The sequence below is a fragment of the Butyricimonas synergistica DSM 23225 genome, from assembly GCF_000379665.1.
Taxonomy (GTDB): Bacteria; Bacteroidota; Bacteroidia; order Bacteroidales; family Marinifilaceae; genus Butyricimonas; species Butyricimonas synergistica.
Genome location: NZ_KB903360.1, coordinates 588564 through 600706, shown reverse-complemented (window position 1 = coordinate 600706; position 12143 = coordinate 588564). Strand labels below are relative to the sequence as shown.

At 44.4% G+C, this 12143-nt stretch carries 8 protein-coding genes; 4 read left to right on the top strand and 4 right to left on the bottom strand.

Going from position 1 to position 12143, the window contains the following annotated elements; genetic code table 11:
• Positions 1 to 5 precede the first annotated feature (5 nt).
• The 3 genes from rpoN to hemW all read right to left on the bottom strand — a co-directional run bounded on the left by rpoN (position 6) and on the right by hemW (position 4240).
• On the bottom strand, positions 6 to 1496 hold the full coding sequence (gene rpoN / locus A3CY_RS0110870) for an RNA polymerase factor sigma-54 (RefSeq protein WP_018337949.1): 1491 nt from the start codon (positions 1494 to 1496) through the stop codon (positions 6 to 8).
• A gap of 18 nt (positions 1497 to 1514) precedes the next feature.
• A complete protein-coding gene (gene asnS, locus A3CY_RS0110865) occupies positions 1515 to 2960 on the bottom strand; it encodes an asparagine--tRNA ligase (protein WP_026207561.1) in 1446 nt (481 codons plus the stop codon).
• A gap of 158 nt (positions 2961 to 3118) precedes the next feature.
• Entirely contained in the window at positions 3119 to 4240 is a 1122-nt protein-coding gene (gene hemW / locus A3CY_RS0110860) for a radical SAM family heme chaperone HemW (protein ID WP_018337947.1), read from the bottom strand.
• A gap of 104 nt (positions 4241 to 4344) precedes the next feature.
• Here hemW and A3CY_RS0110855 point away from each other — a divergent pair, with 104 nt between their 5' ends.
• Together A3CY_RS0110855 and A3CY_RS0110850 are read left to right on the top strand one after the other, a co-directional pair.
• On the top strand, positions 4345 to 6597 hold the full coding sequence (locus A3CY_RS0110855; RefSeq protein WP_018337946.1) for a TonB-dependent receptor: 2253 nt from the start codon (positions 4345 to 4347) through the stop codon (positions 6595 to 6597).
• A gap of 6 nt (positions 6598 to 6603) precedes the next feature.
• Positions 6604 to 7410 (top strand): DUF4249 family protein, encoded by an 807-nt coding sequence (locus tag A3CY_RS0110850; RefSeq protein WP_071595985.1) that lies wholly within the window; start codon positions 6604 to 6606, stop codon positions 7408 to 7410.
• A gap of 2 nt (positions 7411 to 7412) precedes the next feature.
• Here A3CY_RS0110850 and A3CY_RS0110845 read toward each other — a convergent pair whose 3' ends face one another.
• Positions 7413 to 10124 (bottom strand): M1 aminopeptidase family protein, encoded by a 2712-nt coding sequence (locus A3CY_RS0110845; RefSeq protein WP_155828270.1) that lies wholly within the window; start codon positions 10122 to 10124, stop codon positions 7413 to 7415.
• Between the two features lie 864 nt (positions 10125 to 10988).
• Between A3CY_RS0110845 and A3CY_RS0110840 the strand changes: the two genes are divergently transcribed.
• Entirely contained in the window at positions 10989 to 11438 is a 450-nt protein-coding gene (locus A3CY_RS0110840; RefSeq protein ID WP_018337943.1) for a hypothetical protein, read from the top strand.
• 219 nt (positions 11439 to 11657) lie between these two features.
• Positions 11658 to 11801 carry a hypothetical protein gene (locus A3CY_RS22950; RefSeq protein ID WP_155828269.1) on the top strand — a complete coding sequence of 48 codons (144 nt, stop codon included), beginning with the start codon at positions 11658 to 11660 and terminating at the stop codon, positions 11799 to 11801.
• The last annotated feature ends 342 nt before the right edge of the window (positions 11802 to 12143 follow it).

The window sequence follows — 12143 nt, the reverse complement described above, 5'->3', positions numbered from 1 at the left end:
TCATATTAAACTTCACGACGAAGACGGGCAACCGGAATATCCAACAACTGGCGATACTTCGCTATCGTCCGCCGGGCAATCTGGTAGCCTTTATCCTTCATCAAATCCACCAATTCATCATCCGTGAACGGTTTTCGCTTATCTTCACTTTCCACGATATCCTTCAGCACATTCTTGAGCTCACCCGTGCTCACTTCCTCCCCGCTACTCGTCGGCATACTGCCCGAGAAGAATTGCTTCAAAGAATAAATCCCGAACCACGTCTGAATATATTTTGAATTGGAAACCCGAGAAATAGTAGAAACATCCAATCCCGTGATATCGGCAATATCCCGCAAAATCATCGGTTTCAACTTGCTCTCGTCCCCCGTCATAAAGAATTGTTTCTGAAATTGCACGATAGCCGTCATCGTCAACATCAACGTGTTATTCCGCTGCTGCACGGCATCGATAAACGAACGGGCAGAACTCAATTTATACTTCACGAAAGAAACTACATCCTTCTTCTCCCGTGAATTAGAATTCTTCTGGTAATCCTCCAGCATATTCACGTAGGACTTGTTCAAGCGCAACTCGGGCACATCCCCCGTGTTCAAGCTAAGCTGCAACTCCCCGTCCACGATATCCAGGTTAAAATCCGGGATAATCTTCTCTGCCCCCGGAACCGACGAATCGGATATCTGTCCTCCCGGCTTCGGGTTCAATTTCAGAATCTCGTCCACCGCCACCTTCAACTCCTCGTCCGAAATCTTCATCCGCTTCGAGATCTTCTCGTAATGCTTTTTAGAAAACTCCTCGAAATAATCTTCCAGGATCACACGGGCATTCAGCAACGCGGGAGAAGACGCTTCCGTCAAACGGCGCTTCACCTGCAACAACAGGCACTCGCGCAAATCCCTTGCCCCTACGCCCGGCGGATCAAAGCATTGCACCACCTTCAACAGCGACTCGATCTTCCGGTCGTCCACCTCGACCCCTGCACCGAAAGCCAGGTCATCCACGATATTCTCCACGTCCCGGCGCAAATAACCGTCGTCATCAATATTACCGATAATGTACTCGCAAATCTTACGATCCAAATCGCACAAATGCTGCGTCCCTAGCTGTTCCACGAGATTCTCCCGGAACGAGATTCCTCCCGAAAGCATAAACTCCCGCGCATCATCATCTTTAGACGCGTTCGAAGCCGTCAACCTGTAATCCGGGATATCATCCTCGTCGCTAATATAATCATCCAGCGAAAACTCGTCATCCGCGTGTTCATATTCCTCCTCTTCCGGCGTATTCTCATCGTAATCCACCTCATCCCCGTCCTCCTTGATATCAACCTCCGGCTCGGGCTTCTCCTCGCCCTCCTCCAGGAGGGGATTCGACTCCAACTCCTCTTTTATCCTCTGCTCGAGTTGGTACGTGGGAAGCTCAAGCAGCTTTATCAGCTGGATCTGCAACGGATTGATTTTCAATCCCAATTTCTGTTGTAAATTCTGCTTGAGCATCCTTATCCTATCTAAAAATTAAAATTCAGCATTCTTCGGCGCACGCGGGAATGGAATCACGTCTCGGATATTCCCCATTCCGGTCACGAACAACAACAAACGCTCGAATCCCAAACCGAAACCGCTATGCTCGGCAGAACCGAAACGTCTTGTATCCAGATACCACCACATGCTGGACACCGGAATCCCGACTTCCTGCATACGGGTTACCAGCTTATCGTAATTCTCTTCACGCTGCGACCCTCCGATAATCTCTCCGATCTGCGGGAAAAGCACATCCATCGCCGCCACGGTCTTCCCGTCCGGGTTCTGCTTCATATAGAAAGCCTTGATCTCCTTCGGGTACCCCGTCAGGATCACCGGTTTCTTGAAGTGTTTCTCCACCAGGTAGCGCTCGTGCTCGCTCTGCAAATCCACGCCCCAACCCGTCACCGGGTACTGGAACTTGCCATTCTTATTCGGCTTGCTGTTCATCAAAATATCGATCGCTTCCGTGTAAGTCACCCGCTCGAAATCATGGGTCAACACGAATTGCAACTTCTCTATCAACTCCATGGAACGCTCTTCCGCCTTCTTGTCCTTCTCCTCCTCCTGCAAACGCTTGCTCAGGAACTGCAAATCATCCATGCAATTATCCAAGGCATACCGGATCAAATATTTCAAGAAGTCTTCCGCCAAATCCATGTTATCGTTAATATCATAGAAAGCCACTTCCGGCTCAACCATCCAGAATTCCGACAAATGGCGTGTCGTGTTCGAATTCTCCGCGCGGAAAGTAGGTCCGAAAGTATAAATACGTCCCAAGGACATGGCTCCCAATTCACCTTCCAGCTGACCGCTCACCGTCAAGTTCGTCGACTTCCCGAAGAAATCCTGCCTGAAATCAACGCTCCCGTCTTCCAGCAAAGGCGGATTCACCGCGTCCAACGTCGTCACACGGAACATCTCGCCCGCTCCCTCGCAATCGGAAGCCGTAATTAACGGCGTGTGCAGGTAATAGAACCCGTGGTCGTTAAAATACTTGTGGATAGCGAAAGCCATCGCGTGACGAATACGGAAAACCGCCCCGAAAATATTCGTGCGGAAACGCAAGTGCGCCACCTCCCGCAAGAATTCCAGGCTATGCTTCTTCGGTTGAATCGGGTATTTGTCCGGGTCAGCCTCGCCCAACACGATAACCTCCGAAGCCTGAATCTCGTGAGCCTGCCCGCTTCCCGTGCTTTCCACAAGCAAACCTTTCACGTGAATAGCCGCCCCCGTCGTCACTTTCTTCATCAACTCATCCGGAGTCTTCTCCATATCAACCACCACCTGTATATTATTGATCGTAGAGCCGTCATTCAACGCGATAAAATTTACTTGTTTATTACCGCGTTTGGTTCTTACCCATCCTTTAACCTCAACCTCTTTACCGCAATCCGTTGATTGCAACAGTTCTTTGACTGACATTCTACTTGTTTTCATCTAAAAAACATTTAAATATTAAACTTACACTGCAAAAATAGTATTTTTTCCACTATGCTACAGCCAAAAGCTCATAGATTTTAGATTTTAAATTTTAGATTTTAGATTTTCCCCCTCCATGCGAACATTTTCTCCCGCCTCAAACCCTGCGTTCAACTTTACACCACGAACAAATCACTCAGTATCGCATCGGAAATCACCCACCCCGATTCGCTGATTCGCAATTTCCCGTCCCGCTCCACCAGGTCGCCGGAATCCAGGTATTTCCGCAACGCCCCACCGACCTGTTGCCAAAACATCCCGTATTCCCCCTCGACCTTCGCTGTATCGATCCCCCACATCGTCCGCAAATTCGTCATCACGTATTCGTTATACAAATCCACGTCCGTTAACTCCTCTTTTTCAAAAGACAATATACCATCACCTAAACTCTCTATATAAGTTTTCAAATTCGCCGTATTCCATTGCCGGGAATGCAAATCATACGAGTGCGCCGATGGTCCGAACCCGATATAAGGCTTTTGCTGCCAATACGAAGTATTGTGAAACGAGTATTTCCCCTCACGGGCAAAATTCGAGATCTCGTAATGTTCGAAACCCATATCCTTCAAACATTTACACACTACACCATAACGTCGTGCCATCACCTCCTCATCCTCCAGCTTGAATTTCCCCTGCCGAACCATCACCTCAAAAACCGTATTTGAATCAATACTCAACATATAAACCGATAAATGCTTTATGGGCAAACGATTTACAACAGCCATATCCTCCAGCAACTCCCCCTCCGTCTGTCCCGGCAAACCGATAATTAAATCCACGCTGATATTGTCAAACCCCATATCTGCCGCCAACCGTACCCCCTCCATCGCCTGCCTGCCCGTGTGTGTCCGGTTAATTTGCTTTAAATGATCATCAGAAAACGACTGTACCCCAACACTCAACCGATTAAACCCCATATCCCGGATTCCCGCAAAACGCTCCCGGGTCAAATCCTCCGGGTTCAACTCGATCGTCCGTTCCGCCCCCGGCAAAATATCGTAATGCCGTTCCAGCGCATCGACAATCCGCTGCAGCTCCCCCCGCTCCAAGTACGAGGGAGTGCCCCCGCCGAAGTAAACCGTACTCACCCGCCGCTCCGGCAGATACCCCTCCCGCAAGGCTATTTCCCGCTCAACTGCCCCCAGGTAAGCCTCCTTCAGCTTCAACGAAGCCACCGAATAAAAGCCGCAATAAAAACATTTACTCCGGCAAAAAGGTACGTGTACATATATTCCCATGACATGAGTTTTACTGTTAATCTGCAAAATAACAACATTTATTCACACCCCCGACCATGATTCTACTAATTTGTTTACTACATTTGTAAAGTTTCAGAATCACAATGGTTGCACGTATGGTGAAATGGTTTGTTATCCTGCTCCTATTTATTCCTGTTTCCCTCGACGCCCAGACAATCGTCATGGGGAAAGTCATTGCCAACTCGGGCGAACCCGTGAGCGGGGTAAATATCTATTGCATGGACAACAAAAACGGCACCACCACCGACTCGCTGGGGTATTTCCGCCTGGAATGCGACATCCCCTGCACGCTGGAATTTTCACACATCAACTACAAAAGTGAAACTTACAAGCTGACAAAAAGCGACGCTCCCTTCGTCATCACGTTGCGGAACAAACACAACAACCTGAAAGAAGTCGTCGTCAGAGCTCTGCCGGCAAGCGGGCGTGTCCTCTCGTCCATAAAAAACATCGAACGGATTCCAGCCATACTAGGGGAACAGGACATTCTGAAATACCTCGCCACCATGCCTGGCATCGTGACTACCAACGCACTGAACTCGGGAATTTACGTCCGCGGGGGCAACAGCAACGAGAACGGATTCCTGATTAACAACATGGTCATCGCCTATCCCGACCACCTGACCGGCATCCTTTCCACTTTCGACCCCTACATCCTGGGCAACTCCACCCTCTTCAAGAGCGGATTCCCTGCCCGGTACAACAGCTTCCTCTCCTCCTACATCAATATGCGTCCCGACCCGGGCAACAAGAACAAACACGAGGGCGAAGTCACCATAGGACTCGTGTCCTCCGCCCTCAAAGCCAAAGGTCCCCTGCTGAAAAACCACACTTCTTTTGCCGTTTCCGCCCGCACCTCCTACCTGCAACACATATCTAAGCTATACAATCGTTCCATGAAGGACAACCGGAATCCTAACTATATGCCGGAGTACTCTTTCAGTGATATTACCGCAAGTATAGATTCACGCCTTTCGGACAAGTGGAAAGCCTCCGCATTCGGTCTTTTCTCCATCGATCACATGAAAATGAAAATCAGCGACCACATTCAATACGTGTTCGACTGGCACACGCTCTCCGGCAACATAAACGCATCCTACACCCCCACTTCATGGGAACAATGGGACTTCCAATTCGGTAGCAAAAACACGTACAGCGAGGGCGACGCATCCGGCAGCATCCCCATGGGAGGCGGCAACCGCCATTACGCCTTGCTGGGACAAGTATCCTACGCCCGCAAGCTTTCCGATAACATAAATATAAACACGGGCGGCAAATTCGAGTATTCCCGTTTCGAAACGGCAAACAAATCCAACGAGAGGGAAGACCTGCTAATAAAAAGTTCAGACAAGGACTTCAATTTATATGAAATATACCTGGATATAAACTACCAGTTAAACCACAACTTCATGCTGAATGTCGGGGCAAACTACCAGTATTATCGCGGAGACACCCACACCCACACGTTCTCCCCCCGGGCGAAAATCAGCTACACGTTCAACAAACTCACTTTATGGGCAGACTACGCGAAAACCGTCCAATACCTTAGCCTTTATCCCTATTTCACGGTAAAAACCCCCATCGACATCTGGTACCCATTGGCAAAAGGCACAAAACCCGCTACCTGCCACCAGTATTCCATCGGGATAAATCAAGAAATCGGGCAACTCCTTTCCCTCTACGCCGGGGTATTCTACAAGGATATGCGCCACGTGAAGGACTTCGCTTCTGATATCCAAACCGAATACTCCGCCTTGACTGACAACCTGATACAAGGCAAAGGTTACGCCAAGGGCATGGAATTCGACCTCACGCTAAACCATCACGCCCTATACGTGCGGGCAAACTACACCCTATCGGAATCCAAGCGCAAGTTTGCCGAAATCAACAACGGCAAATCGTTCAATCCCCCGTACGACGTGAAGCACAACGTCGTTCTGAACCTGTCGTACGAGATCTCCCCCCGACTCCTGCTGAACACGCTTTGGACATTTTCCTCCGGGGTATACACCACTTTCCCCAAAGGCATGGTGGTAGCCCAAAACATCACGGAAATCCAAACGGGCGAGAATCCCGTGCTGATCCCCGTCTATACAGACCGCTATAATTACAAATTACCGGACAACCACCGGTTGGACGCCAGTTTGGACTACAAATTCAGCGGCAAGAAGACTTTCTACAAACTGAGCATCGGGGCATACAACGTGTACAACCAGTCGAACCCCTCGTTCGTCTACTTCCAAACGGAAACCAGCCAAAACTTAACAAAAATTATCCCGAAATCTAAGGTAATGTTACCATTTATTCCTTACCTTTCACTGCGCATTAACTGGTAAGCACGTATGAGGAAGATGATCTCCATATTAATACTCGCGAGTTTATTCTCCTGTATGCCCGAAGAAGAACTCCCCATCAAGAACATGGGAGCCATCTCCGGTTACTTTATCGAGTGCTACTGCATCCCAGACAAATCTTACACACTCAATGCGGCAAAAATACTCCCCCTCACCGAAACCATCGACCCGGGAGCCGCAGTCGATCTGGACGTATCGATCAAAGCCGACACCGTGATTCGCCTGGAACCCGTGCCCGGCACCCTCTCCTTCCTAGGCAATTACCAGCACATGACCCGCTTGGCAAACTACGGGATCGATTCTCTATTCCTGAGCATCCTTACCCCCGAGAACGAACATATCACGGCAAAAACGGCAGTCCCGGATGCCATCGAAATCGCCTCATATTCCGTTTCCGGGACAAACAATTCCGCGACAATCACGTTTCAAACTTCCCGCAACCCCAAGCAGAATTACTATATTTTCAGTATGCAAGCCCGAAAAAGCGACCGTGACGACCCGGTATTGAAAAAAGAAACCACCTATCTCGACTTATCCCGCTATTCCCCCGGCGCATCGATCGAAAAAACAATCAGATGCCAGGAAATCGAGGAAGCCGACGGGGTATTCATCACCTTGATGCGCATCACTGAGGACTGCTACAATTATCAAATTTCCCTCTACGAGGCAAACAGCGCCAACCAGGGGAGCATCACGACTCCCGTCCCCCTCGTCGGCAACATACAAGGGGCTATGGGCATCTTCACCTGCTACACGAAATGCAATAAATTCATCCCAAGAGAAAAATTCCAATAACACTACTTTGCAATCCTGTCTTCCCCATAAACCCATTTCACGGCATCCCCAACAATAGATTGTTTTGATCTTCCCTTATTAGTCAAGAAAATATGATGTAGCCCGGAAGAATAATTATATTTCCCTAGAGAGAGCCATCCTTTTTGCCCAGCAATATTCTTTTCTAATCGAATTTCTTTACCATTTTCACAACTAATCAAATATTCTTGTTCTATAACACGATTCTGATCCGACACACTAGCTTTACCATCCTGTATAAAAACAATATTAGGGATATGAACAAACAATTCATAAGTTCCCTCCTTCTCTATACTTGCATACCACTCTATTCGAGATCCCCCGCTTCCAGCCTCACAACATACAGCACTTTTCACGATATCCCCGTACGCATCATAACTAATATATTCCTCCCATGCCTTGGGCGGTTGAACCACCATCACCTCACTTTTGTACTTGGGATAATTCCTATTATTCTCAACAAACAAATCCTTAAGTTTCGGCCAATAAGGATGAACCATGTTAAAACTAGTATCCCTATTATCGACAAGAACCTCATCGGTACTCCCGTAAAATTCTTCCCTATTAACAGTATGTATATATTCAGAATAATCCATGACATCCGCATTCATATCCTCATGAAATGACAATGATACGGGAATATTGTTTGAAAGATTTGTGTTTATGACCAACCGGGTAGAGGCTGTTAAAACAAATGCCACGTCTAATCCCGTTCCCGCCTTGACATAGTAATGTCGGTTAAAAGAAAAATTTGGATCATTTGAAACAGCCTCCGCAAAAATCATAAACATACTGGCGGCGTTGCCTTTAACAGCCTCCACGGAAACAACTCCATCCACATCACTATCATTATACACTTTAAACTGGACATACAAAGGATTGCCGCTACCGCTCTCTCCCGAACTTCTAATCAACCGGACAAAACAATCCCGAACAATCAAATTAGGCAAACCTCTTTGATTAAACCAAAGCTCTAAATAATCCGCTAATTCTACCTGAAAACGCCTATTAAAATGCTTGCAAAAATGCGAAAAAGAACAATTTTCAAACTTGTGTTTATCCATATAACTCCCCACAAAAGAGATTACCGAATCATTAGGCACACCACAAACCGCTGACGCCATATTTATAAACTGCCTGGATTTCAATGCCAATATTTTGAACAACACGGGAGCAGCAAGCCCCTTGTCACTTAAAGCATCACTTAAACTATTCGACGATAAATAATTTAAAGCATCCCGGGTATAAGCGTAATCATTTAACTCATCCATTCCCTTACCTCTCAGTGCCAAATGGGCAATAATATTCATACATGGATATTCATCACTCACCATAAAAGTATGAGGCAGGAATAGCGATGAAAGACGGTATGGATTATGGGGAGTTAAATAATTATCGTAATCGTATTCCTTATAAAAATACGACGCGAAATTCACTTCTTTTTTCCATAGAGAACCAAAAACATTCTCAAACATCCCCAACTCTTTAGAATGATAATCAAAAAAATACTTATCCAACAATGCTGTAAATCCCCGGCTGGACAATTTTCCTTTTTTTGCTCTTATTCCTACCCCCTTTTCCGGCAAAAACACCAATTCTGGTTGTACAAATTCTGTTTTATCATTTCCATTCCTAATATAAGATGCAAATGACACGGGAACCTCCGTCAAAATCAAACGTTCAAACGGGTAAACCCGGTTTAATTCATTCTCCTTCTCATCCATATAATTCCTCAAACAACTGGCAAGAAAACAAGAATCTATATTTGAAAACCAATCTAAAATCGAAATATGCTTTTTAAACAAGTTCAATGTATAAGTTACGGAATCCACTGTCATAGATGTCGTTTTATAATCCCCCATACAAAGAGAAATCCCTTGCATCTTGGAAGAATTACGAAATAACACATGATCTTCCCCCCGCGTTTCCTCCCCTTGTGATATAACTGTTCTATTTCCAGGATTAATCACGTCCAATGTAAAACGCACATAATCTCTAGGCACACTATACGGGGAACTTGGATTCACGGGCGGATGTGCCACCGGATACCATAAAACTTCAGGAATCAATAAAGTAAAATCAGCATTCAGAAAATAATAATTCTTCCCGAAATAGAATGGGAATCGCCCGTTCATCCCAGGATCCTCTATGTCTTTACCCGGAACATCCAAATAACAAACATTTCCATTGATCTTTCCCCCGTATTTTAACTGTAAACCGATTGAATCATTGGGAGCAAGATTTTTTTGAACTCGAATGACTTGCCCCTCTCGCTCAAATGCAACATCCCGACCGTCACTCTTCAACGAAACAACCTCAAGTGCCGGGTTCAAATACAATATGAAACTATCAAGAACCTGCCCTATCTGATTTTGCACGAAAAGACTCGTCAAGATATCCATCTTTGTTCCTTCTTGTTTGTATTGTATGTTCTGTTCAAGCATCGTGACATTCTCCATTCGCGAATACTTATCGTACACACGTGCAAATTGTTGACGTTCCGAGGAAATTTTACAACGCATCAAACAAAAGGCAGCTCCCGTGAAAACACCAATGCCAAGTAGCAAAATAGACCCTAAGATTTTCCGTTTTCTCTTCGGATTATTGGGAATACGATCAAAAAAAATAGTTGTCAAATGAATAAAACCTAACCCCAGAAATAACCAACACACCCGTTGTAAAACGTATTCACTCATATTCGGGAAACCCATTACCTCCGAAAATGTGTTAGGCAATTTAAGGGCTAAAAAATCGAAAACACCATATCTCGTCCCTTCAATACAAAACACCCCTAATCCTAAAAGTAAAAATAACAGCACTATCAATATACTATTCCGCAACAGAACAGAAAGAAACACGAAAAAACCAAGTGCAAAAACCAACGAAGGCAAGAAAAACAACAACAAATAAAATATATACAGCAATATATTTAAATGGGTCAAACTAAAAAAAGATTGTATCACGCCAGAAATAATCGCGAAACCTACTGCGGTCAAAAGAAATGCACGAATAATTCCTAGACACATCCCCCAAACATATTCCGTGTTACTTTCCGAACGACAATAAAAAGTATCTGCAGTATCTAATCCATTCTTCCTATTTAAAACATTTACAGACAAGAAAATAATGGCAATTGTTTGAAAAAGCACCAACAAATAAAAATTCATGAATGGAATAAAAGAATCCAAGGAAAACATTCCCGACATATTTCTACCAAACAAAGAACTCTGGTAATACAATTGGAAAAACAAAATAAAACAACATGACACGAACAGGAAAATTCGGAACAAAATACTCCTTGTCAACAATTTACAACTATACGTTGTAACAATATTCAACCTATAAAGATTCATAAAATACATTTTCTTCAAAAATAAAAAAACTTGATTAAACTATTCTTTTTACATTGATTAATTATGTTTTTTTCGTATTATTTCATCTGTCAATTTTTACTAATTAAAAACATCATGAACGAACCTCCACACTTTAATCTCCCATAGATTTATATCCGAGCATAACTCCCAAATATCACGAATCTAGTTTCTTATTAAAATACCATTATGAAAAAATACATTACCTTACTCTCCATTTTACTTTTAACTGGAACATTTTCTTATAGCTTTCAACCTTGGGCTATAGACAACATCCCTCCATTTGATTATGTCTTTGCACCTGACGGAGTTGACGAACATACTATTGTATCGTACCCAGGAGGATCCACAAGCATTATCGTAGAAATGATCGCCCCACATGAAGTTATATTTCCTTCCGTAAAAGGTATCGCCCATATTTTGGGTGCATCTGTCAATATTCCAATACCCGATGCAGGTCACCTTTCGAGCTTTCCCCACAAAATAGGTGAACGCATCATACTAGAAATAACTTTAAATTTCAACCCAAACATGCCTCCTATAAGTTTCGAGCTAGATCTAATTGTATATGACCAAACAAATTCACCCCTTGGAGGAGGAAAATTTACCATTGACTTACTTGATCTCACTGATTTTTAACATGATAATATACTGATTCATATAACCAAAATGGAGCTTATTCAATGAGCTCCATTTTATTCCTTTTTTATCATCTTAAACTATTTTACAAACATTATTACAAATAACCTGGGATAGAAAATACTACGAAAAGATGCTATTAGCGGAATTTGGTATACGCCCAAAAGCGCAGGAGGGAAAAACAATTCCCGCACTTGGCATCCCTAGTTCCCGAACCTGATGAAAGGTTATCTCGTGAAACTAGCCAACCAGGGGAGCATCACGACTCCCGTCCCCCTCGTCGGCAACATACAAGGGGCTATGGGCATCTTCACCTGCTACACAAAATGCAATAAATTCATCCCCAAAGAGAGATTCAATTAACAACCGCACTCTCTCCGAGAACCCAAGATACCTTTCTTCCCAAAAAGCAACGGGCTAATTTTTCCCTCTTTTATTGTCACCCGCTCAACCCATCTTGGGATATATAAAACAACAATGACAGTTCCAATAAAAACTCAAAACAGTAAGAAATCCTACCGGAATACAATATAATTTTCGTATGAATTCCGGTTCACTTCCGTAATGAACGCTATAGAAACGCTATACGAACCCTATATGAACCCTATTATAAATAGCGTTCATATAGTATTTATAAAGCTGAACTAAAATATTATAAACGGTAGTGAACCGGAATTCATACCCAATTGTTACCGAATTAAAATA